This is a genomic window from Streptomyces gobiensis (assembly GCF_021216675.1).
Lineage (GTDB): Bacteria > Actinomycetota > Actinomycetes > Streptomycetales > Streptomycetaceae > Streptomyces > Streptomyces gobiensis.
This window is the reverse complement of sequence record NZ_CP086120.1, coordinates 3,806,429-3,832,850: the sequence shown is the minus strand read 5'-3', so window position 1 is coordinate 3,832,850 and position 26,422 is coordinate 3,806,429. Positions and strand designations below refer to the sequence as shown.

Genomic DNA, 26,422 nt, shown 5'->3' with positions numbered 1-26,422 from the left:
GCTCCGGACGGATGGAAACCCAACGCGTGACGGAGTATCCGACGACCCCCCACCAGTCGGCCGCCGGGCCGCCTGCGGCCCGACCAGCCGAGAAGGCGATACCTCACGCCCGCGCGGAGGCCGACGTACCGCCCGAGGACAGCCGGGTGCGTGAGCCCGAGCGCCCGGAGGACGGCCCGGGCGCGGGGAACGGCGCCAGCGAGCACACCCGGCGCGGCGGCGACCGGCTGCGGTTCGTGGGCGCCGCGACCCGCCGGATCGCGCGTGGCGTCGATCTCGACGAAACCGTGCTCGGACTGTGCCGGTCCACCGTGCCCGCGTTCGCCGATGTGATCCTCGTCTACTTGCGTGACCCGCTGCCGGTCGGCGATGAAAGGCCCATCGGCCCGGTGCGGCTCCGGCTGCGCCGCACCGACCGGCTGCTGGGCCACGCCGAGGACCCGGAGGGTACGGTGCACGTGCCCGCGCCGGGTGCCCGGCTGCCGCTGCTGAGCGGCGTGGCCGAGCAACCGTCAGCCGGGGCCGCCGAGCTGACGGAGATACGCAGCGGCGGGCCGCTGGCCGAAGTGCTGCGCGGAGTGCGCCCGGTCTTCGGCGACTCGCCCGCCGCCGTGGCTGCGCTGCCGGAACTCCTGGGCCCCGCCCGTGATGTGCCCAGCGGGCACCGGGCGATTCTTGCCCCGCTGCGCGGGCGCCGCCGGGTGATCGGCGCGGCGGTCTTTCTGCGCCGCCCGGACCGGTACGCGTTCGAGCCGGACGATCTGCTGGTCGCCGCCCAGCTGGCCACCCACACGGCACTCGGCGTGGACAAGGCGGCGCTGTACGGCCGTGAGGCGTCCATCGCCGATGAGCTTCAGCGCACCATGCTCCCCGACCAGCTGCCGCGGCCGACCGGGGTGCAGCTCGCCAGCCGCTATCTGCCCGCGGCCGAGTCGGCCCGGGTCGGCGGCGACTGGTACGACGCGATCCCCTTGCCCGGCAGCCGGGTCGCACTGGTCGTCGGGGATGTGATGGGCCACTCCATGACCTCGGCGGCGATCATGGGCCAGCTGCGGACAACCACCCAGACCCTGGCGGGGCTTGATCTGCCGCCGCAGGAGGTGCTGCACCATCTGGACGAGCAGGCCCAGCGACTGGGCCAGGACCGGATGGCGACCTGTCTGTACGCGGTGTACGACCCGGTCGCGCACCGGATGATCATCGCGAACGCCGGTCATCCGCCGCCGGTGATGCTGCACCGTGGCGGCCGCGCGGAGGTGCTGCGCATACCGGCCGGGGCGCCGATCGGGGTGGGCGGGGTGGACTTCCAGGCCGTAGAGCTGGACGCACCCGCGGGGGCGACGCTGCTGCTCTACACGGATGGGCTCGTGGAGTCCCGGCAACGGGATGTGTGGACCGGCATAGAGCAGCTGCGGGAAAAGATGATGGAGACCGCCCGGCTGACCGGGCCGGACACCCCGCCGCCGCTGGAGCCACTGTGCGATGAGGTGCTGGACATCCTCGGGCCGGGCGATCGCGATGACGACATAGCGCTGCTCGCGGCCCGCTTCGACGGGATCGCGCCTAGCGATGTGGCGTACTGGTACCTGGACCCGCGCGCCCAGACCGCCGGGCAGGCCCGGCGACTGGCCCGGCGGGCGCTGGCCCGCTGGGGTCTGGAGGAGCTGACGGAGTCCGTGGAGCTGCTGGTGAGCGAGGTCGTCACCAATGCGGTCCGGTACGCCGAACGCCCCATCACCCTGCGGCTGCTGCGCACCCACTCACTGCGTTGTGAGGTCGGCGACGATGTGCCACAGCTCCCCCGGCTGCGGCAGGCCAGGGTCACCGATGAGGGCGGCCGCGGGCTGTATCTGGTCAACCGGCTGGCCCGGCGGTGGGGTGCGACCCGGTTGTCGACGGGCAAGGTGGTCTGGTTCGAGTTGCCGTTGCCCTGAACCTCTCCACACGGAGGAAACGGTTCGTCACGATCCGGATCACGATCCGGCCAGACCGGCCAACCCGCCATGTCCCACGACCAATTAGCCTTGCGGCATGAGCGTACCCACGGCACCCGCGACCGATACGGCACAGGTCTGGTGGTGGCATACGGCGGACACCGTCAGGCCAGCGGATCTCGCCTTGCTGAACCAGGCCGAACGGCTGCGGGCCGCCCGCATACGTCTGCCCCAGCACGCCGGGGAATTCGTCAGCTGCCGGGCCGCCGTACGCCGTATCCTCGCCTCGCTGCTGGGAGTTGCCCCCACGGAGCTCCGGCTGGGACGCCGCCCCTGCCCCGGCTGCGGATCGGCAGACCATGGCCCCCCGACAGTGGTGGCGCCGGAGTGCGACTGGTGGATCAGCATCGCCCACAGCTCGGGGGCCGGGCTGCTCGCGGTCGCCGACGCCCCGGTGGGGGTCGATCTGGAGCGGTCCCGGAAAATCCCGGTCGCCGAGCTCAGCAGCGTCGCGCTCTCCCCCACCGAGACAGCGCGGTTGCGGGCACTGCCACGGGAACTGGACCGTACCCGCGCCTTTCTGCGCTCCTGGACCCGGAAGGAAGCCGTGCTCAAGGCGGCCGGGGTGGGCATCACCACGGACCTCACTGCGATCGAGGCCCACCCACTGACGACCGGCCCGGTCACCGTCACGGTGCCGGACCTGGCGAAGCTGGCGGACACCCCCGTCCGCTGGTCCGTCACGGAACTGCCGATGCCCACCCCGTGGTCGGCGGCCATCGCCCTGCCCGCCGACCGGATCAAACCCGTACAACTGCGTGCGCACCCCTGACCTTGGGTCAGGGGTGCGCACGGGAGAGTGGTTTCTTACCGCGCTCGCTTACTCCGCAAGGACGGCCTCCGCGTCGAGGGTCGCGCCGACCGCCTGAATGACGGACGCGATCTTGAACGCTTCCTGGATCGTCTCGCGGTCCACGCCCGCCTTGCGGAGCACCTGCTCATGCGAGTCAAGGCACATACCGCAGCCGTTGATGGCGGAGACGGCCAGCGACCACAGCTCGAAGTCGGCCTTCTCCACACCCGGATTGCCGATGACGTTCATCCGCAGACCCGCGCGCAGGTTGCCGTACTCCGCGTCCGACAGCAGGTGGCGGGTCCGGTAGAAGACGTTGTTCATCGCCATGACGGCGGCGGCCGACTTCGCCGCGGTGTACGCCTCGGCGGTCAGGTTCGCCTTCGCCTCCGGCTCCAGCTCGGTCAGCACCCTGGGTGAACGCGAGGCGATCGCACAGGCCAGCACCGTGCCCCACAGCTGCTGCGGCGGCAGGTCGGAGTTGCCGATGACCGAACCGAGGTTGAGCTTCAAATCCTTGGCGTAGTCGGGCAGCGCCGACTTGAGGTCGTTGAGAGCCACGTCAGATCACTCGCCCGAGAGAAGCTTGACCGGGTCAAGGGTGTTCTCGCCCTTGGTCCAGTTGCAGGGGCACAGCTCGTCGGTCTGCAGGGCGTCGAGGACCCGCAGAACCTCCTTGGGGTTACGGCCGACAGAGCCGGCGGTCACCATGGTGAACTGGATCTCGTTGTTCGGGTCGACGATGAAGACGGCACGCTGCGCGAAGCCGTCCTCGCCCTCCACGCCGCAGTCCCGCATCAGCTCGTGCTTGGAGTCGGCCAGCATCGGGAAGGGCAGGTCGCGCAGGTCGTCGTGGTCCTTGCGCCAGGCGTGGTGCACAAACTCGGAGTCGCCGGAGGCGCCCAGGATCTGCGCGTCACGGTCGGCGAACTCGTCGTTCAGCTTGCCGAAGGCGGCGATCTCGGTCGGGCAGACGAAGGTGAAGTCCTTCGGCCAGAAGAAGACGACCTTCCACTTGCCCTCGAACGTCTTGTGGTCGATCTGGGCAAACTCCTTGCCGCTCTCAAGCGACACACAAGCGGTCAGGTCGAACGTGGGGAACTGGTCACCGACAGTGAGCACGCGCTCTCCTTGAAGCATAGGAAAGTCCCTTTTTGGGGGCTTTTTCCTGAGGGTTGGACGGAGCACCACCCTGTCACAACGCACATTGATCGCAGAAATAGCTAGACTCGGCGTGGTTGATCGGAGGTAGCTATCAGTGCCCACGGCGGCGAGCAAAACAGTGAGCAAAGCAGCGAGCAAAGTAGCGAGCAAACCGCGCCAGCCCAGTTTTTCCCAGCTCAGGGCCTTTGCGGCGGTCGCCGAGCATCTGCACTTCCGCGAAGCCGCGGCCGAGATCGGGATGAGCCAGCCCGCCCTGTCCGGCGCCGTCGCCGCGCTGGAGGAGACGCTTGGCGTGCAGCTGCTGGAGCGTACGACCCGTAAGGTGCTGCTCTCCCCTGCCGGGGAGCGGCTTGCCGTACGGGCCCGTACGATCCTGGACGCGGTGGGTGAACTGCAACAGGAGGCGGAGGCGGCCCGCGCCCCGTTCACCGGATCGCTGCGGCTCGGGGTGATCCCGACCTGTGCGCCGTATCTGCTGCCCACCGTGCTGCGGCTGGTCCAGCGCAGCTATCCGCAGCTCGGCCTCCAGGTCCATGAAGAGCAGACGGCGTCTCTGCTGGACGGGCTGGCCCATGGACGGCTCGATCTGCTGCTGCTCGCCGTGCCGCTGGGCGCGCCCGGCGTCACCGAACTGCCTCTTTTCGACGAGGACTTCGTGCTGGCGATGCCGCCCGGCCATGAGCTGGCCGGGCGGCGCGACATTCCCCGGGAGACGCTGCGCGATCTGACGCTGCTGCTGCTCGATGAGGGGCACTGCCTGCGTGACCAGGCTCTGGACATCTGCCGGGAGGCGGCGCCCACGAGCGCGGCCGGACTCTCCACGCTGGTCCAGCTGGTGGCGGGCGGGCTGGGTGTGACGCTGCTGCCCCGTACCGCACTGCGGGTTGAGACCGCCCGCAGCGAGCTCCTCGCCACCGGTGACTTCGCCGAACCGGTGCCCGCCCGGCGTATCGCGCTGGCCATGCGCACGGGCACCGCCCGCCAGCAGGAGTTCGAGACCTTCGCAGCCTCCCTGAAGGAGGCCCTGAGCACGTTGCCGGTCCGCATAGCCCCGTAACGGCTGCGTTCGGCGGTTACTCATCGGCGAAGACGACCCGAGGACGCACCACCGCCCGTATCGGGGTTTCCCCTACCCCGCCCCTTCCCGTAACCGGGGCTTCGCCCCGGGGCCCGGGGCCCGGGGGCCGGGTGCGGGCCGGTGGCCGGTGTTGTGCCCACCAAGCGTCGCGAGCTCCGTTGCGGGGCGGGCCGGAGCGTCGTGGCTGGTGTCGGTGGGTGGGTGCGCAGCAGGGCGGGCCCACGCCCCTCGCGGGGCTGGGGGCACCTCCCTGGGGGCACCTCCCAACATGGTGGGGGTCTGGGGGCGGTTCAGCCAACCAGCCCCAAGCAACCCTCTTCCGGAAGGATGCGTCAGTGGAGGTGGCGTCAGATCGTTTACGGTGACGCCAGATGTCGCACCAATGGGCCCGGGAGAGGCGCTGATGCTGGATGCCGCGGGGGGACGGGCCCCTGTCAGCCAGTCACAGCGCGCCCCGGCCCTCCTCTTTGTGCTGCGGGTCGCCCAGCGCACCGCTCAGATCGCCCGCAAACCGTACTGGGACCGTCCCGATGAGACCTGGCTGGTGCGGCGGTGGCCCGATCTGACGGCGACCACGGTCGCCACCGTCTTCTTCTGGCTGTCGCTGACCCCTTCCCTGGTCCCCCGGCCCTGGTATCTCCAGGGCGTCATCGGCGGCATCACGGCGGCAATCGGCTACGCGCTGGGCTGCCTGCTGAGCTGGGTCATTCCCATGGTGGTGCGCTGGCGGCCCAGCGAGGAGACGCAGCAGCGGATACGAGCGCGGGCCTGGCAGGCATATTTCGTACTCAGCCCGCTGCTGACCGTGCTGCTGCTGTCGGAGAGCGCCCGTATGCAGCGGGAGCTGCGCAAGCTCCAGGAGCTGCCGCCCACGCTGACCTGGCACTCGATGATGATCGCGCTGATCGCGACCGCGATCTGCTGGCTGGCGCTGCTGGTGGCCCGGTTCGTACGGGTCGGCACCCGGGAGCTGACCCGGCTGCTGCTCCGGTTTGTGCCGCAGCCGGTCGCGGTTATCGCCGCGCTGCTGATCAGCGCGATGCTGGTGGTGTTCGGCACCAAGAACGTGATCTTCGACCGGGGAGTCGTCGACATCGCCTCCCGCATCGCGGCCAACACCGACAAGAGCACCAAGGACGGCATCATCCAGTCCGGCTCCCGCCTGGTCTCAGGCAGCCCGGAGTCCCTGATCCACTGGGATGATCTGGGCTATCAGGGCCGGAACTTCACCGGCAGCGTGCTCAGCAAGGAGCAGATCAGCTCCTTCACCAAGCGTCCCGCGATGGACCCGATCCGGGTCTACGTCGGCCGGGCGGGCCATGAGTCGTACACGGAGCAGGCCGAGCTGGCCATCGCGGAGCTGGAGCGGACCGGCGCCTTCGACCGTTCGGTGCTGGCCATCGCGGGGACCACGGCCAGCGGCTGGGTGGACCCCCGTACGGCCGAACCGCTGGAGTACATGCACAACGGCGATACGGCGATTGTCGCCGTGCAGTATTCGTATCTGCCGAGCTGGGTGTCGTTCGTCGTGGACCGGGAGGAAGCCGGGCGCGCCACCCGGGAGCTGATCACGGCCGTGAACGCCAAGCTGGCGGAGCGGCCGAAGAACAAGCAGCCGCAGCTGGTGGTCTTCGGGGAGAGCATGGGCGTTACGGCGATCGAGGACTCCTACGACGGGATCGACGATCTGCTGGCCAAGGCCGATGGCGCACTGCTGGTCGGCCCACCGAACTACAGCCCCATCTGGACTCAGGTCACCCAGGGCCGGGAGCCGGGCAGCCCGGTGTGGCGGCCCGTCTACGACCGCGGACGGCATGTGCGCTTCGCGCAGTATCCGCAGCGGGATCTGCGGCTCCCCGAGGGCGCGCCATGGGAGAGGCCGAGGGTGGTCTACCTCCAGAACGCCTCGGATCCGATCGTGTGGTGGTCACCGGATCTGGCGATCAAGCGCCCCGAGTGGCTACGTGAACCGGTGGGACCGGATGTCACCGAAGAGGTGAACTGGTTCCCGTTTGTCACCTTCTGGCAGACGTCCATGGATCTGGCGACGTCCTACGGGGTCGAGGCCCCCCACGGCCACCGTTACGGTACGAACGCCGTGGAGGGCTGGGCGGCGGTGGCGCCGCCGAAGGGCTGGACGGACGCGGATACGCTCCGGCTGAAGGCCTTCGCCGAGGCGCACGAGGCGCCCTACTGACCGGCTCCCGGACTTCCGGCACTGCCGGACCCACCGGGACCACCAGGACCACCAGGACCATCCGGGGGCCGCGGGGTTTCCTCCCCGCAGTCCGACTCGGCCGTCCCTCCGGTGGGCAGCTTCTCGCCCTGTAGCAGGGCCGGCACGGCCGGGGAGACCTCCGAGGCGGTGGAGCCATGGAGGACGCCGACGGTTGGATGCTGTTGCTCGGCGTACGCACGTAGATAGGTAACGACCGTATTGGCCACCGCCACCACCGGCACGGCTACCACCGCGCCCGGGATACCGGCGAGCAGCGTGCCACCGGTCACCGCGAGAACCACCGCGAGCGGGTGCACCCGCACCAGGCGGCCCAGGATGAACGGTTGCAGCACATGGCTCTCGATCTGCTGGACGATCAGTACCACGGCCAGCGCCAGCAGCGCGGTAGCCAGCCCCTTGGTGACAAAGGCCACCAGCACGGCCAGCGCCCCGGAGATGACCGCACCGACGATCGGGATGAAGGCGAACAGAAAGACGATGACGGCCAGCGGCACCGCCATGGGGACGCCGAGGATATAGATGCCGACGCCAATGCCAATGGCGTCGATGAGAGCCACTATCACCGTCCCGCGCACATATCCGGTGAGCGTGACCCAGGCGCGCGGTCCCGCGCCCGCGACACCTTCCCGTGCCGAGAAGGGCACGAACTTCAAAACCCACTGCCAGATACGGCGGCCGTCGTAGAGCAGGAAGAGGGTGACGAACGCGGCGAGCGCCGCACCGGTGAAGAACGTCACCACATACTGGGCGCCTTCCAGCCCGGCGCTGGTCAGCTCCTGGCTGTGCTCACCGACCCACCTGCTCAGATTTTCGGCGTACTCATTGAGCTGGTCCTCGGTGACCTTGAAGGGGCTGGCGAGAATCCACTGACGCAGATCGTCGATGCCGTTCTGGACCTGCTCAACGAGGTCGTCGACGTTCTCTATGACCTGCCAGACGACAAACCATCCGACCAGGCCGATGCCGGCGAAACCGCCGACGAAGGTGAGGGTGGTCGCCGGGCCGCGGCCCAGTCCCAACCGCTTGAGCCGGGAGACGGTCGGCTGCAGGAGCGCCGTGATCAGCAGACCGGCCGAGACGGCGATGATCAGCAGGCTGATCGCTGCGAGCACCTGCATCAGCACCCAGATGACACCGGCGAGGACGAGCAGCCGCCAGCCCGCCTCGGCGGCGACGCGCATGCCCCACGGGATGACGGCGGCGGGCTCCGGTCTCTCGGACGGCGAGGGGAGATCCTGTGGCGGCGGGGGCGCCGCCTCGGCCGTCTCCTGCTCTGCTCTTATCCGCCGTTCGCGCTTCCGCTCATCGCGTTCGCGCTCGGCCTGGGCCCGGTACTCGGCCATGCGCGCACCCATACGCGACATCCCCGCCCTGAGCCGCTGAAGTCTTGACATCCCGCTTCCTTCGCCCCCGCTCGCACCTGATGACGTTCCCACCAGGGGACGACGTTACCGGGGTCAGAGGTTGCTTACCGTCAGACGCGCGATGCCCCCACCCCCCAAGTGGGGGCGGGGGCACCGTACGCAGGTCTGGACCGATTCCGGGCTGATACCGGACTCATTAGTACCAGTGGTTGGCCTGCCAGAACTCCCAAGCGCCACAGGGGCTGCCATAGCGGTCGTTCATGTAGTTGAGGCCCCACTTGATCTGGGTTGCCGGGTTGGTCCGCCAGTCGGCGCCCGCCGAAGCCATCTTCGAGCCGGGCAGCGCCTGGACGAGACCGTAGGCGCCCGAGGACGGGTTCTGGGCCTTGTAGTTCCAGCCGGACTCGCGCTCCACGATATTGGAGAAGCACTGGTACTGGCCGCCGCCCACGATCTGCTGGGCCATGGCTTTGACGTCGGCGACGCTGTACGAGGCCTGCTGGGCGAAGCTCGCCGAGGCGGCCTCGCGCTCCGCGGCGCGGCTCGCGGCCTCACGCTCCGCGCGCTCCTTGGCCGCCTTCTCGGCAGCGGCCTTCGCCTCCTCGAGCGCCTGCTTCTTGGCCGCCGCGTCCTTGGCGGCCTGCACACGGGCGCTTTCCTCCGCGGACTTCTTGGCGGCCGCGTTGGCAGCGTCGGACTGCGCGTCCGCCTGCTGCGTCAAGGACGCGGTCTGTACCTGGGTGTTGCCACCCGCGGGTATGTCTGCGAGGAGCGTCGCGTCAGCGGCAGTGGCCTCGACCTTGTCGGCCGCGCCCTGTTCGCTTCCCGAGGCCACACCGACGACGGCGCCGACGGTGGTCACCGCGGTGGCGGACGCTACGGCGAATCCCCGGACCGAAATCCGAGTCACACGGTTTCCTTCCAGCGTGCCCGCGTCAGTGACCCCGCGGGCGCAATCGTGCCCCTGGCGCTGACCTCCTCATACTGGCCACTGGAGGTACGGGCCCGGATGGGTCCCCTATATGGGGATCCCGCGTGGTGCTTCGGGCGGCATACGGCTGCGCTAGCTGTTGAGTTGTGCGGTACTGCACCCCTGGAGGTGCCTGTGTGCCGTATGCGGGGCCTGACAGGAACCACACCCTGCCGGACGCAAGAGGGTTGAGGCAATTCCGTGCCACGTGGGAAAGGTCACACCGCGTTTGCCCCTGGCGTTTTACGGAAAAGCGAGCGCGGTTGACCCTCCCCCCACTACTCTCTACGGCTCCCCGCACACCAAAGGGTCTCCCCAAGTGTTGTGGGCAGTCGTTCCGCAGGGCGTGGGGGCACCTCCCAGCGTTAGCTGGGGGAGGGTGGGCACAACACCCGGCCACCGGCCCGCACCCGGCCAACCCCCGGGGCCCCGGGGCGAAGCCCCGGTTTCCGGGAAGGGGCGGGAATTGGGGAACGTACCCCCGGCACCCCGCAACCGGGCAAAGCCCCGCGCCACGCGGCGGAAGCCGCATATCGGCACAGCCGGGAAGGGGCGGGCACAGGGCCAGCCCCCACCCCGCCGGGGGCCACCCAGCGGGGGTGACAAAGAGGTTAGACCCGGCCCTCCTCAAGCATTTCGGTCACCAGCGCCGCAATCGGAGACCGCTCCGAACGCGTAAGGGTCACATGAGCAAAGAGCGGGTGCCCCTTCAACTTCTCCACGACGGCGACCACGCCGTCATACCGCCCAACGCGAAGATTGTCGCGCTGAGCGACATCATGCGTCAGGACAACCCGGGAGTCCTGCCCAATCCTGGACAGAACGGTCAACAGAACGTTCCGCTCCAGCGATTGGGCCTCGTCCACGATGACAAACGCATCATGGAGCGACCGGCCACGGATATGCGTGAGCGGCAGCACCTCCAGCATGCCGCGGGCCACAACCTCCTCTATCACCTCACGCGAGGTCACCGCGGACAGCGTGTCGAAGACCGCCTGCGCCCAGGGGTTCATCTTCTCGTCCGCGGTGCCCGGCAGATAGCCGAGGTCCTGGCCGCCGACCGCGTACAGCGGCCGGAAGACCATCACCTTGCGGTGCTGCCGCCGTTCCAGTACAGCCTCAAGTCCCGCGCACAGGGCGAGCGCGGACTTGCCGGTGCCCGCCCGGCCGCCCATCGAGACGATGCCGACCTCTGGGTCGAGCAGCAGATCCAGCGCGATCCGCTGCTCCGCGGACCGCCCGTGGATACCGAACGCCTCCCGGTCGCCCCGGACGAGCTTGATCCGCCCCTCGGACGTGACCCGCCCCAGTGCCTTGCCCTTCTCGGACTGGAGCACCAGCCCGGTGTGCACCGGGAAGTCGGCCGCCTCCGGCACGAACACGCTCTCGGCCGCGAACAGCTCGTCGATGTCCTCACCGGGGAGGATCAGCTCGCTCATCCCGGTCCAGCCGGAGTCCGTGATGGCCAGTTCCGCGCGGTACTCCTCGGCGAGCAGACCGACGGATGAGGCCTTGATACGCAGCGGCAGATCCTTGGAGACGACGGTGACGTCGTACCCCTCGGCCTGAAGGTTCCGCGCGACGGCCAGGATGCGCGAGTCATTGTCTCCCAGCCGGAAACCGGCGGGCAGTATGCCGGGGTCCGAGTGGTTCAGCTCGACCCGAATCGTTCCTCCGACCTCTCCAATCGGAATGGGAGCGTCCAGCCGCCCGTGGCGGATGCGGTACTCATCGAGCCTCCGCAGGGCCTGACGGGCGAAGTAGCCCAGCTCCGGATGGTGGCGCTTGGCCTCCAACTCCGTGACCACGACCACCGGGAGCACAACCTCGTGCTCATCGAAGCGGGCCATGGCCGCCGGGTCGGCGAGCAGGACGCTGGTGTCGATGACATACGTGCGCCGATCGTTATCGCGGCGCTTCTTGCTGGTCACCACGGATGGACGAACCCCCTCGGAAGAGGTTGGTACGCGACTTCGGCGTCGCGGGGGAAGAGACCGGGCTCCGACCCTCTGCACGGGCCGAGCGCCGGCCCTCCGCGTCCTCCGCACGGTGCGTGCGGTCGTCCGTGGTGAGCAAAGGGCCTCCCGAGAACCAGCGCCCGTGGTCCGGACGCCGGCCTGGAAGGGGTATTCCCCCGATCACCCGACCGCATGCCATGGCATATGCGGTCGGGCGGGAAAACAGATCGTTAACACAGATCATTAACAGGGATCGTTAACGACGCACAGACCCAACCCCGCGAGGCAACCCACCACCCACACCAACCACCGACGGTGCGTCCACCCCGCGGCAGGTTTCCGGGGTCAGCCCCGCAAGGCAACCCACCACCCACACCAGCCACCGACGGTGCGTCCACCCCGCGGCAGGTTTCTGGAGCTAGCCTCCGTAACGGCGGTGGCGCGCGGCGTAGTCGCGCAGGGCGCGCAGGAAGTCGACCTTACGGAAGGCAGGCCAGAAGACCTCGCAGAAGTAGTACTCCGAGTGCGCGCTCTGCCAGAGCATGAAGCCGGAGAGCCGCTGCTCTCCGCTGGTCCGGATGACCAGGTCCGGATCGGGCTGCCCCCGGGTGTAGAGGTGTTCCGCGATGTCCTCGACTTCGAGCTTCTCGGCGAGGTCGGCGAGCGTTTCCCCCCGCTCGGCCCGCTCGGCCAGCAGCGAGCGGACGGCGTCGGCGATCTCCTGCCGCCCGCCGTAGCCCACGGCGACATTGACCAGTATCCCGTCCCGGTCCCCGGCCACCGCCTCCGCTTCCTTCAGCACCCGCTGGGTACGGCCCGGCAGCAGATCAGGCGTTCCGACATGATGCACGCGCCAGCGTCCATCCGCGGCCAGATCGCGGACCGTGTCCTCGATGATGCCGAGCAGCAGCGTCAGCTCTTCCTCCGGCCGGTCCAGATTGTCGGTCGACAGCAGCCAGAGGGTGACCACCTCGACATCCGTCTCGGCGCACCAGCCCAGCAGCTCCTGGATCCTCTCCGCGCCGGCCCGGTGCCCCTGCTCGGTCGTTCCCCCGGCCGCGCGTGCCCAGCGGCGATTGCCGTCCAGGATCACTCCAATGTGCTTGGGTACCTGGGCAGGGTCCAGACGGCCCTCCACCCGGTGGGAGTAGAGCCGGACCACCAGGTCACGCAGCTTCTGCTTCATGTCCGCCCTTTCCTGCTGTCCCAAGCCTCAGGCAGCCTACTGCGAGTTCGTACAGCCGGACGAGCCGGAGACGCACCGGAACTGTCACAGGTCCGTGATAGTCCGGTGATCATCAGCGTGCGGAGTGTCCGGTGGCCCCGGCCGGCCTTGCCCCCGGTCCCCCCAGAATGGGAACCATGAACGACAACTCGCACTACCGTGCGACCGACTCCCGCTATGACGCGATGGAGTACCGCCGCACCGGCCGCAGCGGCCTCAAGCTCCCCACCATCTCACTGGGCCTGTGGCAGAACTTCGGCGATGACCGCGCCCTCACCACCCAGCGCGACATTCTGCGCCGCGCCTTCGATCTGGGTGTCACCCACTTCGATCTGGCGAACAACTACGGACCGCCGCCCGGCTCGGCCGAGTCCAACTTCGGCAAGCTGCTGGCGCGGGACTTCCGGCCGTACCGGGATGAGCTGGTCATCTCGACCAAGGCCGGCTATCTGATGCGCCCGGGCCCTTACGGGGAGTGGGGCTCGCGCAAGTATCTGCTGTCCTCGCTCGACGCCTCCCTGAAGCGGATGGGCCTCGACTACGTCGACATCTTCTACTCGCACCGCTTTGACCCGGACACTCCGCTTGAGGAGACCATGGGCGCGCTGGCCTCCGCCGTGCAGCAGGGCAAGGCGCTGTATGTGGGGGTGTCCTCGTACAACTCCGAGCGCACCCGTGAGGCGGCCCGGCTGCTGCGGGAGATGGGTGTACCGGCGCTGATCCACCAGCCGTCGTACTCCATGATCAACCGGTGGACCGAGGAGGATGGCCTCCTCGACACCCTGGCGGCGGAGGGTATGGGCTGCATCTGCTTCGCTCCGCTGGCGCAGGGGCTGCTGACCGACAAGTACCTGCGGGGCATCCCGGAGGGATCACGCGCCGCCCGGGGCATATCGCTGAAGCCGGCGCTGCTGACGGACGAGGTCGTGCGGCGGCTCCGCGCGCTGAACGCCATCGCCGAGCGCCGTGGCCAGTCCCTGGCACAGCTTGCGCTGAGCTGGGTGCTGCGGGATGAGCGGATGACCTCGGCGCTGATCGGTGCGAGCAGCGTGGCGCAGCTGGAGGCGAATGTCGCGGCGCTGGGTGGGCCGAAGCTGGTGCCGGCGGAGCTGGCGGAGATCGATGCTTACGCGGTTTCGACGCCCGGGGCGAATATCTGGGCCCGCAGCAGCGAAAGCTGACCCGCGGGGCTGGGTGCCCCGTGGGTGGGTTTCCCCTATGCCCGCCCCTTCCCGGCTGTGCCGGTATGCGGCTCCGCCGCGTGGCGGGGCTTCGCCCGGCTGCGGGGGTGCCGTGGGTGGGTTTCCCCGTATCCCGCCCCTTCCCGGAAACCGGGGCTTCGCCCCGGGGCCCCGGGTTGGTCCGGTGCGGGCCGGTGGCCGGGTTGTGCCCACCCACAGCCCCTCGCGGGGCTGCGAGTGCAGACAGTTTGGAATAAGGGGCTTGCCGGGCAGTGTTGTCGATACAGCAGCACTCGACACACGGGAGCCCGCCATGACGCCGTACGCCGACACCCTCACCGCAGCACCCGCCCCCGCTACCGTTCCGGCACTGCTCACCGGACGCCAGTACCTCCGGGCATCTCAGGACAAGCGGGGGCGCGGTGACTCGGTCGAGTCTCAGAGCGATGCCAACCGCGAGGGGGCGGCGCAGCACTACCCGCCCATCACGATCACCGGGACGTATACCGATAACAACATCGGAGCCTGGAAGCGCAAGGGGAAGTCCCGTGACGACTTCAAGGGGAAGTCCCGTGACGACTTCGAGCGGCTCATGAGCGACCTGGAGTCCGACGCCTTCACCGACGACGTATTGGTGATCTTCGAGAGTGCCCGTGGCTCCCGGAGGGCCGGTGAGTGGTGCACGCTGATTGACCTACTCGAAGAGAAGGGGAAGCGGGTCTACGTCACGACCCATGGCCGTCTCTACGATCCGTCCAACAACCGTGACCGGCGCACCCTGCAAGAGGATGCCGTAGACGCCGAGTACGCAGGGGGCAAGATCAGTGAAGGGGTGCAGCGCGGAGTGAACAAGGCAGCCAAGCAAGGGCGCCCGTACGGCAAGTGCCCCTACGGCTACCGGCCGGTGTACGACTCCCGCAACGGCAAGTTGATCAACTGGGAGCCCGATCCGACTCCCGCCGCACGGGGCGACAAGTCATGGAGCGGGATCATCGCCGAGTTGTTCAATCGGCTGGCCAAGGCTCACACCCTGTACGCCATCGCCGCTGACTTCAAGGCACGGGGGATCTTGAACAAGGGTGAGAAGCGCGGCGGTAAGTCGGGCTCTGGGAAGCCTAAGCCGTTCAGCCCCGAGCAGCTACGCGAGATCGCCCAGCGTGTCGTGTACGCCGAGTACCCAGACGACAAGGACAAGGGCAAGGGCACGCGCAATCACAGGGGCACGCTCTACAAGGGCACATGGCCCGCGCTCGTCTCTAAGGGCGTCTTTGACGAGGTGCAACGACGGTTGAACGACCCGAAGCGCCGTACGTCGGACTCCGGGCAGCCGAAGCACGAACTTGGCCGCATCCTCCGGTGTGGCTACTGCCGTACCGACGACGGTGAAGCCACCCCCCTCAGCGTGCGTAGCCGGAACGGCGGGATCTTCGTATGTCCGCGCGGATGCGTGGAGATCAAGAAAGACCCTGTCGACATGGAGCTGATCGGTACGGCCGAGAAGCCCGGTATGGTGCTGCGCTATCTGGCCAGTGACGCGGTGTACCGGGACTTTTCGGCGACTCCAAAGGATGAGGCCAAGGCCGAGGCCGCTGAAGACCGGATCAAGTCTCTGAGGGCGGAACTGGGCGAACTTGAGGACTGGCGCCCCCGTAAGCCGTCCGAGATTGAGTACAAGTCTCAGGCCATCGACGACATGCGCGCCGAAATCCGGGGACTTGAGGCGCAGACCCAGGCGCTCCGTATGCCCGCTGTGCTGGCCGAGTTGAAGCCCGGTCCGGACATCGCCAAGCGCTGGGCAGCGGCACCCCTGTCGGTACGGCGTACGGTGCTGCGGCTACTCCTCACCCCTGAGGTGCTGGGCGAGACGCGCGTCATGAAGGGGCGCGGTGTGCCGGTGGGTGAGCGGATCGTGGTGCGCTACCAGTAGACGACGCCTGACAGAGCCCCGGCTTCCGTAAAGGGAGCTGGGGCTTTCGTGTGACCTACGTCTCGTACGTTTGCCTGAGTTACGGGCGTGACCAGCGCAAGCGTGCGCTTTTTGTGATCTGGGGTCTTTGCGGTGGGTAGGTTTCGCCCGCCAAGCTATGCCATAGCCCGAATTCACACTACACGGCATAGGAGAGGCGATGAGCGGGACCTACCTAGAGCGATAGCCGCGCTCTAGCTTCCCGGTGGAAGATCCACCGCTGGAACACAAGGTGGTCTCGTATGCCAATCTCCCCTGAAGCAGCACGGGTGCGCTCCCGTATGGGCGGAAAGCTCAGCCAGAATCCCTACGCTGACGTGACAGCCGAAAAGGCTGAACTGAAATTCGTCACGCTTGCTGAGCGCATGCGGGAAGTCATCGACAATCCCCCCACCCTTTCCCCCGAGCAGATAGACAAGCTCCGGGCTTTGCTTCCGCCTGTCAGTGACACACCGTCGATGGACGACAGTCGCGCGGCCTAACATCCCCCTTTTACCTTTACCGATCTTTGACAACTCCACAGAGTGCAGGCGACGGGCACCCCAGGGATAGGGGTGCCCGTCAAAAGGGAGTCAGCTGGATCTGGTCCGACTGAATCAACATCACACAGGCACAGAAAGGATATCGACGCATGTCTAATTTTGCCAGGCGTAAGGCCCGCAGGAAGATCAAGTATCGCTGCTCACATTGCAACAGCCGGTGCCACGGTATGAAGCAGATTGACGGTGTCCAGCGGCTGACTGTAAGCCACGACCCCACATGCCCCGTCTTGACCGGCAAACTCAGCGGCACTCACGACACGCTACGCGCCGCCATGGCATCCGGTGAACGCGTCGCCGTCGTCACCCCAGAAGGGATCTTCATGTTCCTCGGTGGTGGCGATGACTGAGCGCAACGTATGTCCGGAGCACAACCAGTACGAGCCATGCAATCACGTCGATCACAAGCCAGCCGTAATCAACCTCACCCCTGAACAGATCGCCGAATCCCTGCCCGTTTATACACGCGCTATTCTCAAAGCACCCAAGAACGTAAGAGATGTTGTTCGCCAGCTTCTCATCGGCAATACTGACATTGACGCAGAATACTTTCCTGAGGTTGGTGCCGAACATGTTGAGGCACTAGACAAGCTACACAAAAAGAACGAACGGAAAGAGAGGGGAGTAGAAGAACTCCGCTTCCATGACGAGGTGAAGGCGGCCTACGCGGCAGAGAAGGCAGGGGACATTCGCGCTCAGATCGACGCGTCCCTGTATACCGCTGAAGAACTCGACAAGATCCCACCTATTGAATGGCTCGCCCCCGGATTGCTGGCAAAGAACTCCCTGGCATGGCTCTATGGAGCACCCGGATGTTACAAATCCTTCCTTGCTCTTGATATCGCCGCGTCCGTCGCGCTGGGATGCGGGCTGGCATGGTCGGGAATTCCCACCACTCAGGCGCCGGTACTGTATATCGCTGCTGAGGGTACGGGTGGTATGAAAAAGCGTGTCCGCGCCTGGGAGGCTATGACGGGCCAGCCTCTCAGGGGAAAGGTGACTTTCCTGACTATGCCTATCCGGATCACCGAGGAGGCGTGGCTGGCCGAGATTCTGCACGTGTGCGCCGAGATCCGCCCCGGACTGGTCATCATCGACACGCAGTCCCGGGTGACTCCCGGCCTGGATGAAAACGGGTCGGTGATGAGCCTGTACGTCGAAGCTGTGACCCGTATCCAGATGGCCACAGGAGCCTGCATTCTCACCCTTCACCACACCACCAAGGGTGGCGACGTACTGCGCGGTCACGGGTCGCTCTACGGCGCCGCAGACAGCGTCATCTACATGGCGCGCACGGCCGGTACCGAGCGTTACGCCAAGGTACAGATCACGAAGCAGAAGGACGACCGGGACGATCTCTTCTGGAACATCCGGATGTGCGAACAGCACTCATGCGGACGTCCAGAGGGTGCCGAGCATGACGACCGGGAGTGCCGGTCGCTGGTCGTCGCTTCGGCTAGGTGGTCCGATGTCGTAGCCGCACAGACAACGGCGTACGACAAGGTTCGGCTAATCGCTCTTGACCTTGAGCCGAATCAAACGATGACCAAGGCCACCATCATGGAGGCCACCAACTTGCCCGACTCGACCGTGAAAAGCGCACTCAAAACACTGTGTGACCAGGGGACTCTTACGAAAACGGGAGCGGGCAAGGACACCGCCTATCTTCGACCAGCGGAACCCTTGGACGATGCTTCGGCTAGTTCGGCCGTCTTCAGCCAACCCACTTAGCCGAACTGGGCATCCTTCGGCTAGCAGCTAGGGCCCCTATTAAAGGGCCCGCTAGTCGAAAGCCGTAGCCGTAGCGACAGCTACATAGACGTAGACATAGCCACAGCAAGATCACAGAGACATAGCCATGGCTGGTCGAAGGAAGGAAATTGCCATGACACCGATAGAGCCGACGATGCCGAACGGCTTGCCATGGTCGAGCGCGGGAGCTGGTCGAACACCTGGAGCGGCCCCGCGAAAAGCTGCCCAGCATCTACCACAGTACCTTCTAGGCCCGTATGACACCCCCGGCATACTGGCCCTATGTAGGCCTGCGGTGCGTGCCGGGGGTGTGGCTCACCCAAGCTTGCACCATTCAGGATTCTTCTCATTCCTCGCTTGACCAGACGACGCATCATGTTCGCCATATACGGCGACACATGCCACCTGTGCGGCCATACGGGAGCAGGCGAAGCAGATCACCTTGAGCCGAGTCTCAGCCCTGATCAGCCATGCGATCCGCACGCGACGCGACCAAGTCACGGAGTCAACGCACGATGTGAAGCGTGCGGAAGGGCATGCAACCAGGAACGCAGTAATGGACCAATCGTCAAGGCGTTGAAGACATCGCAGGACTGGTGAAAGCATCCAGGGTCTCGCGAATGCGAGCGGCTAGGCGCGGGGAGCACGATCGTTTTTTATGCTGGCTGTCCTGGAGACCCCATGCCCACTCTTCTGTATCCATCTCTGCGTGGCACACTGGGAATTGTCACGCACGAAAGGGGAGGCGATGAAAGGACCGGACAGTGAAGCGCTGCGTTCCAGGCGTTCTCGTGCACACAGGCGGGGAGACCACACGCTGTGCATTGAAGACCGCTGTGGTCATGCCGGAATCGATACGCGCAGCGTGGCGGCAATCGAGGGCGAGTCGGTGGCGTCTGCGGTGGCCGAATTCGTAGACAAAATGCCGCCCGGCCCTGCCGGTGGTGCGCAAACGGTTATGGGCAGGGTTGCGCTGCGCCTGGCAAAGGCTATAGACGGTGACCCGCCGAGCCTTCCGGGCCTGTGCCGGGAACTGGGTGTTGTCATGGGCCAACTGGGCGAGACCGGAGAAGACGAAAGCCAGTTGGATGAAGTCCGGGCACGGCGCGCCGCACGCCGTGTTGAACTGCTAATCGGCACGGCAAGCGAAGGGGAAGCTATATGAATGAACAGATGATTACGCTGGTGGAGATCGCGGGGCGGATGCCGAAGAAAACAGACCTGATCGCCGAGTGCCGTGAATTGGGCGTGCATGTCGCCGATGACTGGGCTGGAAGGCCGTCCGTCTCGGTGGGCGACGCTCGGAGCTTGGTAAATGGGTCGCTGCGCTCCGCCCATGACCACAGGATCAAGGAAGCCGAGATCCGGCAGCAGTGCAAGGAGTGGGTGCGGGACCGTTCGGCAGCGGCGAAGGATGCTGCGGACACCGCCGAGTCGCGGTTGAGGCGGCGTAGGGCGGGCAAGAGCGACGTGTTCGGCGCGTGGGGTGGCCTTACCCCTGCCGAGGTCGCCGAGGCCCGTGGCGCGGCGTATGCGCACGCCGGTGCCCAGTTCGAGCGACGGCACAAGCGGCCCGGACCGTACGTGAACTTGGCTTACGTCACTCCTGCCGAAGAGGGCTCGATCGCCGCCGCTGTGGTGGGCAAGCTCGCGGGCCCGCCCAAGGCGAAGATTCCGGCCGGACCGGAGGTGATGTGATGTCCTCCATGGAGACCGAACGTGGTGACGGTGTACGCGGCGTGGGCTCATTCCCGCCGGAATGGGGAACGCCGGTCGGCTCTCAGTTTTCCGAGGCGCGGGCTCGGTGGGTGCGTGAGCGGGTCGCTGAACATCAGCAGCTCGCGAGGGTTCGCCGACGTGCTGCCCGTGTTGCCTCTTCCGGCGCCGCCAACGTCCGGCTTCAGCGCGATCTGATGGCGAAGCGGTACCCCACTGAGTAGCGAACTGCTCCCCGTGTGGCAGGAGATCGACGCGATGCACTGGTCGGGGAGGCTGCCCGTGGTCACGCTCATGTGGGTGCATGGCTTGCCGTGCGGTGCGCTGGCGATGACTACGGGCTACACCACCTGGACAACGGTGAGGGTGTCCGCAGCACTGGTCCCCGGTGGCTCGCCTGCCGCGCAACAGCGACTCCGAGATGTGCTACTGCATGAGTCAATTCACGTCGCGTGCGGCCCGTGGTGCATGCCGCACGGCCGTCGTTTCGCCCGGCATGCCCGACGCCTGTCGCAAGAGCTGGGCCTGAGGGCGCCTTGCCGGGCAACCCTGGCCAACTGGCCGCAATATCAACGGCGCCTGTAACTTCGCCCCTGTACCGGTCACCTTCTGGCCGGTACAGGGGCGCTCTTTGCTGTCTGCGCTAGTCCCTCACGTGCTCGACGAACGCGGCCCATGACGCGGCAGGGACCACCAGGACGGGGCCCCCGGGACGCTTGCTGTCACGTACCGGCACCACGCCGGGGAAGTCGTCAGCAACTTCGAGGCATTCGTTTTCAAGACCACCGCTATACGTGGACTTGCGCCACTTGGCCGACTCAAAGTCGGGAGTATTGGTCACCGGTAACCCTCCGCATAATCTTGGATAAGTGCCAGCGATTCGCATTCAGGCAGTGCAATACCACGTGCCATATCGAAGTGCTGCGTAAGTTCTACAACTCGCTTAGGGGACTCTACCAACTCGCCCGTAGCGAACCCTTCCACGTATGCGATGGTCGAGCCGCTAGGCGCGGTGAGGAGCGTCAAGCTTCCTCCCAGCATCTGGTACGCACCATGGGAATACGGAATCACTTGAATGGTTAGGTCAGGATTCTCCGCAGTTTTCACGATATGCGCGAGTTGGGCCGCCATGACTTCACTACCACCGACTGCGCGCGCTAGTACGGCTTCATCCATGATTGCCCAGTACGGCGGTGGCTCCTCGCGCGTGAAGACTCGTTGCCGTTGCATTCGGTCCGCCACGGCCGCAGAGAAGTACTCCGGTGGCGCTTTTGGCCGCGTGGTCCGGAACATCGCGCGTGCGTAGTCCTCGGTCTGTAGTAGGCCTGGAACCCGGCTGCTTGAACAGACCTGGATGCGTTCGGCCTTCATCTCCCGAGCGGCAGCCTTGCGACCGTATTCCTGAACGGAACCTTCCCGAGCTAGGTCGAGCATTTCGACCAACGTCCCGCCCATCTCGAACCGTGTGTCGAGTGCCTTGACCAGTGCGTCAGACGGGAGCTGATCGCCTGTCTCAGCGCGACCTAGGTACGAGTAGCTGTACGTCGTCTCTGCCGCCAGGTCCCTCAGCGACAGACCAGCGCGCTCCCTGAGATGCCGCAGCATACTGCCGAGAACTTGACGCGCCGTCAGCTTGTCGTCTTGATCCCGCTCTGTCATCGCACAACCGCCCGTTTCTAGATGCCAGTTAGGGACGCGCTCTCACTGGTGAGCCCCTACCCCCGTCGTTGAGTCTCGTAACTGACTCATCACCCACAGGAACGGCATCCCCCATGTTGTCCGATTCTCGGCTAACCCCGACTGGCGTCGTCGTCCTGGTCAGTGGTGGCGGGCGGTTCGGCGCGGATCACGTACGTGCCCTTGATCGGGAGTGTGGCTACCAATCCACGGTCACGGAGTTCCTGCACGGCACGCCGAACCGTGCCGATACTCACGCTGTAGATCTCGGTCATCTCACGCTCGCCCGGCAGGCGACCACCTACCGGTGGACTTCCAGCCTTGATCTCAGCGGCAATCCGGTCCGCAAGCTCCATGTACAGGTACTGCGGCAAGTCAGTCATGTCTTCACGGTGCCGCGTACCCTCACATCCCGCATCGGCGGGACGCGTCCCCAATCATGGGGGTGCATGGGGACGCAAAGGGTAGTAGCGTCAAGACTTCCAACCAAAAACCAGGCCACAGAAGAACCCCGGCGGATGCGCTCACATCCCCGGGGCCGTGGCCAACAACTGCTGAGGAGTTGCTGACAATGACCAACCGTATCCTGCATGCGGTCGACCGGGCACTGAGCCCCGTGCTGGTGGCCATCCTGGCGGTGGTGCTCCCGGCAAGGGGGAAGCGGCGCTATACCCCGGCGCCGGTCACCCACCTGCCGGTAGCCACCACCCACCACCGGCAGAGCGTGGCGCCCCTGCCCCGCCATAAGAGCCCGTACGCGGCTGACGCGGCGGCTGACGCGGCCGGAAAGGCGCCCCTGCCCGCGTCCAGCCCCGTACGGCCCTATTGTCCGGCGTCGTACTGGCAGGGTGTACCTGTGTCAGAAAGTGCCATCCATCGGGCACGCCGCTCCGCCCTGGTTGCCGCCTACTACTGGGGCATCGATCTCGACCGCCGCGACATTCACGCCATGGGTGGTGCGCGATGACTGCCTCCTACTGTGGAGCCCGCCCCCCGGCATGTGCCGGATCTGACGCGTGCGTGCTCCCCATCGGCCACGACGGATGGCACCACCAGGACGCGGCGGGACGATCGTGGTTCGGCACCGTGGAACTGGCGGAAGCGCTCAGCGTCGACCTTGCCGCAGATGCCCTACGGGAACTGTTCAGCGGCCCGGACGCGGCGGATGCCGAGCATGAGAAAACAAATGACACTGCGCCTACCAGGGGCTTTGATTCTGGCAGCGTCCGCCTGGTCGACCCATGCCCCGCACATCGGCCCGGTTCGAGCTCCGGCACATCGGCGGGTAGGGGGCGCGTGCCGTGCATGCTCGGTCGCGGTCACAAGGGGCTGCACCGGGACGCATATGGGCTCCGCTGGGTCGACAGGGACGCGCGGGTGGCGGACGCGCTAGACGCCGCCGCGCCTGTCAGCCGCAATCCGTACCGGTCGTATGAGTGCAGGATCGGGACCCACCGGCAGTGCGAGGAAGCGGAAGAGCGGACCTCCACCGTTGAGGGTGTGTGCTATGAGCCGTGCCGCTGTCACTGCCACCAGCCCGCCGCGCGCGCCGCGTCCGGCAGCAAGGAGGAGACGCGGTGACCGGGTCCGGGTGCGGGTGGACTCTCGCGAACATCGTCGTCATCGGCTCCATGGTCGACATGCCCATCTACGTCACCAGGTGACGTAGTACACCCCCCGCCTCAGGTGCCCCCTTAGGACGGTCAGCACCCGAGGCAGGGCCCCTCAGCGCCCCGGATGCTCGACTCTCCGGGGCGCTTCCCATGCGCGGACCGTGACGAACCGGACACCCATCATCACGGCTTGGTAACGGTATCCAGGCGGTATTCTGGCCCCGAAACGGCCCTTTCCCCAGGTCAGATGCTGCCCCCCATGATGAACTGTCTGTGTGCCCACAACACTTGGGGTCTGGGGGCGGCAGCCCCCAGTTTCGGGAAGGGGCGGGGTTGGGGAACAACGCCGACGGCGACACAAAAAAGCGGGCCGGTCCGTGGGGGGGATACGGACCGGCCCGAGGGGGGGGTTTCCACCATAGCCCCTCCGAGGGGGTGCTCTGTGCACCTGCGGCGGGTTTCACACCGAGAGTCCGCCGAGCAGCACCCCCGCAAGCGCGCCGACCACCATGAACGGCCCGAACGGCATCGCCGTCCTACGCCCGGCCCTACCCGCCAGGACCAGGGACAATCCGTACACCGCCCCCAGGAGAAAGCCCGCGAAGGCTCCGGCGAAAAGCACATCCCAGCCGTACCACCCAAGAGCGACCCCGAGTGTGATTGCCAACTTGACGTCCCCAAACCCCATACCTCGCGGATTTATCAAAAACAGCACAAAGTAGACACCGCTCAGCACCGCCCCACCCAGCAGCGCCCCCGTCCAGCTGCCGCCCGCCCCCGGCAGCGGGGAGGCGGCCCCCAGCAGGGCCACCGCTCCCCCGGCGAGCGGCAGCGTCAGCACATCCGGCAGCCGGTGCACCCGCCAGTCCACCGTGGCGAGCAGCATCAGCCCCGGTACGAGCAGCAGCCATACGGCGAGCTCCGGCCGCGCCCCCACCGCACCGGCCAGCGCCGCGCAGATCACCGCGGTCAGCACGGCGAGCCCGGCCGCCCCCGGCCCGTACGCCTGCCCCGCGCACCCTTCGCACCGGCTCCGTCCCAGCCACCCGGGCAGCGGATGACCGCCGGGGCACTCCGCACGCCAGGTCTCCTCCGGCTCTACGGCGAGCCGGTAGGCGGGGCGCGGCAGAAACAGCCCGGCGACGGCTCCATAGGCCGCCGCGACCAGAACGATCAGTGGCAGAAGCACAGGCCGAGCGTACGTACCCCTTGCCGGCGCGGCATGGGCCCGTGGGCCCAGGGCCTGGGCCCACGGGCCCCAGTAGCCTTACGGGCTCACCGACTTGTACAGGATCCGGGGGACAGCTATGCCGACTGATCGCTGGCGGGACGGCCCGGCGACGCTCCGGGTGGCCGGTACCAGCGTGCCGCTGGAGATCGCGGCCTCCTACCGCGCCCGCACCCGCGGCCTGTTGGGGCGGGAGGGTATCGACGGCGCGATGCTGCTGACCCCGGCCGGCAGTGTGCATACGTTCCGGATGCGCTTCCCGATTGATGTCGCCCACCTCGACCGGCAACTGCGCGTGCTGTCCGTGCGGACGATGCCGCCGGGCCGTCTGGGCGCTCCGCGCCTGCGGGCCCGCCATGTCCTGGAGGCCGAGGCGGGTGCCATGCGCGGCTGGGGCCTGCGCCCGGGCGTACGGGTGAGCGTGTATCCAGCAGCGCCGTGACCGGGCGAACACCTTCTCGTGTACCGGCCGCGCGCCCGGCCCTCGTTCCCCCACAGTGAGGAACCCGCCGCCCCCTTGCCCCGCAGGGGAATCCTCGCCACAGGCGGCCGGGTTCCGGGTCGCATGGGAAGCACTCTGCGCATGCCGCGCATGACCGACGTGATCAGCGTGGGGCGACGACGCCCGCTCGACCCGGGCGGTCTGCTGACCCGCGGGGCGGCTGCCGGTCTTGTGGCCGGTGTGGCCTTCCTGCTGGCGCACATGTGGTTCGCCGTGGCCCTGGGCATGCCGGCGGTCTCCCCGCTGTACATGATGGCGACCGTCTTTCATGCGTCCAGTGCGCCGGTACAGACTCCGGCGGAAGCGATGGTGGGGCTGGTGACGCACACCATGCTGTCGCTGGGATTCGGTATGGCCTTCGCGGTGCTGCTGGTGCCCCGGCTACGCACCGTCCGTGTGCTGGTGGCTGGCGCGGTCGGCTATGGGCTGGCGATGTGGGTGGTCAACCTTCATATCCTGAGCCGGATTCTCTTCCGGGCCTTCTCGGGTTTCCACCTCCCCTTCCAGATCTTCGGACTCCTCGCGCACCTGCTGTTCTTCGGATTGCTGCTGGTCCCGTTCTTCCTCACGCGACCGTCACCGGCGATGCGGTCAGCCGCCGACTGACCGTCCCAGGCGATTGAGCCAGCGGAGCAACTCACTGGGAAGCCCGGCTACTCAGACAGTTCGGCGGCCGCCGGATCAACCACCCGGGCGAGGAAGGAACGGGTGCGAGCGTGCTGCGGATCACCGACCACCTGCTCCGGTGCGCCCTCCTCAACGATCACACCGCCGTCCATGAAGACCACCCGGTCGGCGACTTCCCGCGCGAAGCTCATCTCATGGGTGACGACCAGCATCGTCATGCCCTCATCCGCCAGCGTGCGCATCACCGCGAGGACATCCCCGACGAGCTCTGGATCGAGCGCCGAGGTCGGCTCGTCGAAGAGCATCAGCTCCGGTTCCATGGACAGCGCCCGGGCGATCGCCACCCGCTGCTGCTGCCCGCCCGAGAGTTTGGCCGGATGCACCGAAGCCTTGTCGATGAGCCCGACCCGTTCCAGATTGTGCCGGGCGACGGCCTCCGCCTTTGTCCTCCCCCGGCCCAGCACCCGGCGCTGGGCGATCGTCAGATTCTCCAGCGCTGTCAGATGCGGAAAGAGATTGAACGCCTGGAAGACCATCCCGATCCGCCGCCGCACCCGGTCGATGTCCACATCCGGATCGGTGACCTCCGTCCCAGCCACCGTCACCGTCCCGGATGTCGGTTCCTCAAGGAGGTTTACGCACCGCAGCAGCGTGGACTTCCCCGACCCCGAAGGCCCGATGACGCACACCACCTCGCCGCGCCGCACGGTGATGTCGATGCCCTGAAGCACTTCCAGCTCACCGAAGGACTTATGCAGCCCCTCGATACGTATGGCCTCATCACGTATGGCCTCGTCGCCCCCGGTCACCTGTGCCTCCTTCGTCGCCATGCCGCC

At 67.0% G+C, this 26,422-nt stretch carries 27 protein-coding genes; 16 read left to right on the top strand and 11 right to left on the bottom strand.

The window, feature by feature from the left end; all coding sequences use genetic code 11:
• The first annotated feature begins 11 nt into the window (after nt 1-11).
• Together test1122_RS17980 and test1122_RS17975 are read left to right on the top strand one after the other, a co-directional pair.
• A complete protein-coding gene (locus test1122_RS17980) occupies nt 12-1,934 on the top strand; it encodes a SpoIIE family protein phosphatase (protein ID WP_422397005.1) in 1,923 nt (640 codons plus the stop codon).
• 97 nt (nt 1,935-2,031) lie between these two features.
• Nucleotides 2,032-2,766, top strand: coding sequence for a 4'-phosphopantetheinyl transferase family protein (locus test1122_RS17975; protein WP_232270189.1), 735 nt, complete (start codon nt 2,032-2,034; stop codon nt 2,764-2,766).
• Between the two features lie 48 nt (nt 2,767-2,814).
• On the opposite strand, the gene test1122_RS17970 is transcribed toward test1122_RS17975, so the two are convergent.
• Together test1122_RS17970 and test1122_RS17965 are read right to left on the bottom strand one after the other, a co-directional pair.
• Nucleotides 2,815-3,348 carry an alkyl hydroperoxide reductase gene (locus test1122_RS17970; protein WP_232270188.1) on the bottom strand — a complete coding sequence of 178 codons (534 nt, stop codon included), beginning with the start codon at nt 3,346-3,348 and terminating at the stop codon, nt 2,815-2,817.
• A gap of 6 nt (nt 3,349-3,354) precedes the next feature.
• Nucleotides 3,355-3,909 carry a peroxiredoxin gene (locus tag test1122_RS17965; RefSeq protein ID WP_232270187.1) on the bottom strand — a complete coding sequence of 185 codons (555 nt, stop codon included), beginning with the start codon at nt 3,907-3,909 and terminating at the stop codon, nt 3,355-3,357.
• Nucleotides 3,910-4,069: 160 nt separating this feature from the next.
• Between test1122_RS17965 and test1122_RS17960 the strand changes: the two genes are divergently transcribed.
• Complete coding sequence (locus tag test1122_RS17960) at nt 4,070-5,008, top strand: hydrogen peroxide-inducible genes activator (RefSeq protein WP_232270186.1); 939 nt, start codon at nt 4,070-4,072, stop codon at nt 5,006-5,008.
• 424 nt (nt 5,009-5,432) lie between these two features.
• Nucleotides 5,433-7,226 carry an alpha/beta hydrolase gene (locus test1122_RS17955; protein WP_232270185.1) on the top strand — a complete coding sequence of 598 codons (1,794 nt, stop codon included), beginning with the start codon at nt 5,433-5,435 and terminating at the stop codon, nt 7,224-7,226.
• Here the strand turns inward: test1122_RS17955 and test1122_RS17950 are convergent.
• From test1122_RS17950 to test1122_RS17935, 4 genes are all read right to left on the bottom strand, one after another.
• The gene (locus test1122_RS17950) at nt 7,220-8,662 is read right to left on the bottom strand and encodes an AI-2E family transporter (RefSeq protein WP_232270184.1); all 1,443 of its coding nucleotides are present in this window, start codon (nt 8,660-8,662) and stop codon (nt 7,220-7,222) included. The genes test1122_RS17955 and test1122_RS17950 overlap by 7 nt on opposite strands.
• A 166-nt stretch (nt 8,663-8,828) precedes the next feature.
• A complete protein-coding gene (locus test1122_RS17945; protein WP_232270183.1) occupies nt 8,829-9,542 on the bottom strand; it encodes an aggregation-promoting factor C-terminal-like domain-containing protein in 714 nt (237 codons plus the stop codon).
• A gap of 671 nt (nt 9,543-10,213) precedes the next feature.
• Nucleotides 10,214-11,536 (bottom strand): RNA 5'-3' helicase PhoH2, encoded by a 1,323-nt coding sequence (locus test1122_RS17940; protein ID WP_232270182.1) that lies wholly within the window; start codon nt 11,534-11,536, stop codon nt 10,214-10,216.
• Between the two features lie 442 nt (nt 11,537-11,978).
• Nucleotides 11,979-12,746: an isoprenyl transferase gene (locus test1122_RS17935; RefSeq protein WP_232270181.1), complete on the bottom strand. Its 768-nt coding sequence runs from the start codon at nt 12,744-12,746 to the stop codon at nt 11,979-11,981.
• Between the two features lie 176 nt (nt 12,747-12,922).
• Here test1122_RS17935 and mgrA point away from each other — a divergent pair, with 176 nt between their 5' ends.
• From mgrA to test1122_RS26845, 8 genes are all read left to right on the top strand, one after another.
• Nucleotides 12,923-13,966 carry an L-glyceraldehyde 3-phosphate reductase gene (gene mgrA / locus test1122_RS17930; RefSeq protein ID WP_232270180.1) on the top strand — a complete coding sequence of 348 codons (1,044 nt, stop codon included), beginning with the start codon at nt 12,923-12,925 and terminating at the stop codon, nt 13,964-13,966.
• 313 nt (nt 13,967-14,279) lie between these two features.
• Nucleotides 14,280-15,893 (top strand): recombinase family protein, encoded by a 1,614-nt coding sequence (locus tag test1122_RS17925; protein WP_232270179.1) that lies wholly within the window; start codon nt 14,280-14,282, stop codon nt 15,891-15,893.
• Between the two features lie 281 nt (nt 15,894-16,174).
• Nucleotides 16,175-16,414 (top strand): hypothetical protein, encoded by a 240-nt coding sequence (locus test1122_RS17920; protein WP_232270178.1) that lies wholly within the window; start codon nt 16,175-16,177, stop codon nt 16,412-16,414.
• A gap of 227 nt (nt 16,415-16,641) precedes the next feature.
• A complete protein-coding gene (locus test1122_RS17915) occupies nt 16,642-16,821 on the top strand; it encodes a hypothetical protein (protein ID WP_232270177.1) in 180 nt (59 codons plus the stop codon).
• Nucleotides 16,814-18,202, top strand: a complete 1,389-nt coding sequence (locus test1122_RS17910) for an AAA family ATPase (protein WP_232270176.1) — start codon at nt 16,814-16,816, stop codon at nt 18,200-18,202. The genes test1122_RS17915 and test1122_RS17910 overlap by 8 nt, the downstream gene beginning before the upstream one ends.
• 769 nt (nt 18,203-18,971) lie before the next feature.
• Complete coding sequence (locus test1122_RS17905) at nt 18,972-19,388, top strand: hypothetical protein (protein ID WP_232270175.1); 417 nt, start codon at nt 18,972-18,974, stop codon at nt 19,386-19,388.
• On the top strand, nt 19,385-19,921 hold the full coding sequence (locus tag test1122_RS17900; RefSeq protein WP_232270174.1) for a hypothetical protein: 537 nt from the start codon (nt 19,385-19,387) through the stop codon (nt 19,919-19,921). Before test1122_RS17905 ends, test1122_RS17900 begins: the two co-directional genes overlap by 4 nt.
• A 276-nt stretch (nt 19,922-20,197) precedes the next feature.
• The gene (locus test1122_RS26845; RefSeq protein ID WP_422397084.1) at nt 20,198-20,524 is read left to right on the top strand and encodes a SprT-like domain-containing protein; all 327 of its coding nucleotides are present in this window, start codon (nt 20,198-20,200) and stop codon (nt 20,522-20,524) included.
• 58 nt (nt 20,525-20,582) lie between these two features.
• Here test1122_RS26845 and test1122_RS17895 read toward each other — a convergent pair whose 3' ends face one another.
• The 3 genes from test1122_RS17895 to test1122_RS17885 all read right to left on the bottom strand — a co-directional run bounded on the left by test1122_RS17895 (nt 20,583) and on the right by test1122_RS17885 (nt 21,999).
• Nucleotides 20,583-20,825 carry a DUF397 domain-containing protein gene (locus test1122_RS17895; RefSeq protein WP_338423548.1) on the bottom strand — a complete coding sequence of 81 codons (243 nt, stop codon included), beginning with the start codon at nt 20,823-20,825 and terminating at the stop codon, nt 20,583-20,585.
• Nucleotides 20,777-21,598 (bottom strand): helix-turn-helix domain-containing protein, encoded by an 822-nt coding sequence (locus test1122_RS17890; RefSeq protein ID WP_232270172.1) that lies wholly within the window; start codon nt 21,596-21,598, stop codon nt 20,777-20,779. Before test1122_RS17890 ends, test1122_RS17895 begins: the two co-directional genes overlap by 49 nt.
• A 131-nt stretch (nt 21,599-21,729) precedes the next feature.
• Nucleotides 21,730-21,999: a winged helix-turn-helix domain-containing protein gene (locus tag test1122_RS17885; protein WP_232270171.1), complete on the bottom strand. Its 270-nt coding sequence runs from the start codon at nt 21,997-21,999 to the stop codon at nt 21,730-21,732.
• Between the two features lie 188 nt (nt 22,000-22,187).
• Between test1122_RS17885 and test1122_RS17880 the strand changes: the two genes are divergently transcribed.
• Together test1122_RS17880 and test1122_RS17875 are read left to right on the top strand one after the other, a co-directional pair.
• Complete coding sequence (locus tag test1122_RS17880) at nt 22,188-22,583, top strand: hypothetical protein (RefSeq protein ID WP_232270170.1); 396 nt, start codon at nt 22,188-22,190, stop codon at nt 22,581-22,583.
• 338 nt (nt 22,584-22,921) lie between these two features.
• Nucleotides 22,922-23,197, top strand: coding sequence for a hypothetical protein (locus test1122_RS17875; RefSeq protein ID WP_232270169.1), 276 nt, complete (start codon nt 22,922-22,924; stop codon nt 23,195-23,197).
• 492 nt (nt 23,198-23,689) lie between these two features.
• On the opposite strand, the gene test1122_RS17870 is transcribed toward test1122_RS17875, so the two are convergent.
• Nucleotides 23,690-24,418 carry a prepilin peptidase gene (locus test1122_RS17870; RefSeq protein ID WP_232270168.1) on the bottom strand — a complete coding sequence of 243 codons (729 nt, stop codon included), beginning with the start codon at nt 24,416-24,418 and terminating at the stop codon, nt 23,690-23,692.
• 118 nt (nt 24,419-24,536) lie between these two features.
• Here test1122_RS17870 and test1122_RS17865 point away from each other — a divergent pair, with 118 nt between their 5' ends.
• Together test1122_RS17865 and test1122_RS17860 are read left to right on the top strand one after the other, a co-directional pair.
• The gene (locus tag test1122_RS17865; protein ID WP_232270167.1) at nt 24,537-24,899 is read left to right on the top strand and encodes a DUF192 domain-containing protein; all 363 of its coding nucleotides are present in this window, start codon (nt 24,537-24,539) and stop codon (nt 24,897-24,899) included.
• A 150-nt stretch (nt 24,900-25,049) separates the two neighbouring features.
• Nucleotides 25,050-25,565: a hypothetical protein gene (locus tag test1122_RS17860; RefSeq protein ID WP_232270166.1), complete on the top strand. Its 516-nt coding sequence runs from the start codon at nt 25,050-25,052 to the stop codon at nt 25,563-25,565.
• 47 nt (nt 25,566-25,612) lie between these two features.
• Here test1122_RS17860 and test1122_RS17855 read toward each other — a convergent pair whose 3' ends face one another.
• Complete coding sequence (locus test1122_RS17855; RefSeq protein WP_232270165.1) at nt 25,613-26,416, bottom strand: amino acid ABC transporter ATP-binding protein; 804 nt, start codon at nt 26,414-26,416, stop codon at nt 25,613-25,615.
• Nucleotides 26,417-26,422 lie beyond the last annotated feature (6 nt).

Coding starts and splice junctions, on each gene's coding strand:
- test1122_RS17885 (WP_232270171.1), bottom strand. CDS start 21,999: ATGACTGACTTGCCGCAGTACCTGTACATGGAGCTTGCGGACCGGATT.
- test1122_RS17955 (WP_232270185.1), top strand. CDS start 5,433: ATGCTGGATGCCGCGGGGGGACGGGCCCCTGTCAGCCAGTCACAGCGC.
- mgrA (WP_232270180.1), top strand. CDS start 12,923: ATGAACGACAACTCGCACTACCGTGCGACCGACTCCCGCTATGACGCG.
- test1122_RS17905 (WP_232270175.1), top strand. CDS start 18,972: ATGAAAGGACCGGACAGTGAAGCGCTGCGTTCCAGGCGTTCTCGTGCA.
- test1122_RS17910 (WP_232270176.1), top strand. CDS start 16,814: ATGACTGAGCGCAACGTATGTCCGGAGCACAACCAGTACGAGCCATGC.
- test1122_RS17980 (WP_422397005.1), top strand. CDS start 12: ATGGAAACCCAACGCGTGACGGAGTATCCGACGACCCCCCACCAGTCG.
- test1122_RS26845 (WP_422397084.1), top strand. CDS start 20,198: ATGCACTGGTCGGGGAGGCTGCCCGTGGTCACGCTCATGTGGGTGCAT.
- test1122_RS17890 (WP_232270172.1), bottom strand. CDS start 21,598: ATGACAGAGCGGGATCAAGACGACAAGCTGACGGCGCGTCAAGTTCTC.
- test1122_RS17865 (WP_232270167.1), top strand. CDS start 24,537: ATGCCGACTGATCGCTGGCGGGACGGCCCGGCGACGCTCCGGGTGGCC.
- test1122_RS17880 (WP_232270170.1), top strand. CDS start 22,188: ATGACCAACCGTATCCTGCATGCGGTCGACCGGGCACTGAGCCCCGTG.
- test1122_RS17920 (WP_232270178.1), top strand. CDS start 16,175: ATGCCAATCTCCCCTGAAGCAGCACGGGTGCGCTCCCGTATGGGCGGA.
- test1122_RS17950 (WP_232270184.1), bottom strand. CDS start 8,662: ATGTCAAGACTTCAGCGGCTCAGGGCGGGGATGTCGCGTATGGGTGCG.
- test1122_RS17915 (WP_232270177.1), top strand. CDS start 16,642: ATGAAGCAGATTGACGGTGTCCAGCGGCTGACTGTAAGCCACGACCCC.
- test1122_RS17855 (WP_232270165.1), bottom strand. CDS start 26,416: ATGGCGACGAAGGAGGCACAGGTGACCGGGGGCGACGAGGCCATACGT.
- test1122_RS17895 (WP_338423548.1), bottom strand. CDS start 20,825: ATGCGAATCGCTGGCACTTATCCAAGATTATGCGGAGGGTTACCGGTG.
- test1122_RS17935 (WP_232270181.1), bottom strand. CDS start 12,746: ATGAAGCAGAAGCTGCGTGACCTGGTGGTCCGGCTCTACTCCCACCGG.
- test1122_RS17860 (WP_232270166.1), top strand. CDS start 25,050: ATGACCGACGTGATCAGCGTGGGGCGACGACGCCCGCTCGACCCGGGC.
- test1122_RS17975 (WP_232270189.1), top strand. CDS start 2,032: ATGAGCGTACCCACGGCACCCGCGACCGATACGGCACAGGTCTGGTGG.
- test1122_RS17900 (WP_232270174.1), top strand. CDS start 19,385: ATGAATGAACAGATGATTACGCTGGTGGAGATCGCGGGGCGGATGCCG.
- test1122_RS17925 (WP_232270179.1), top strand. CDS start 14,280: ATGACGCCGTACGCCGACACCCTCACCGCAGCACCCGCCCCCGCTACC.
- test1122_RS17875 (WP_232270169.1), top strand. CDS start 22,922: ATGCTCGGTCGCGGTCACAAGGGGCTGCACCGGGACGCATATGGGCTC.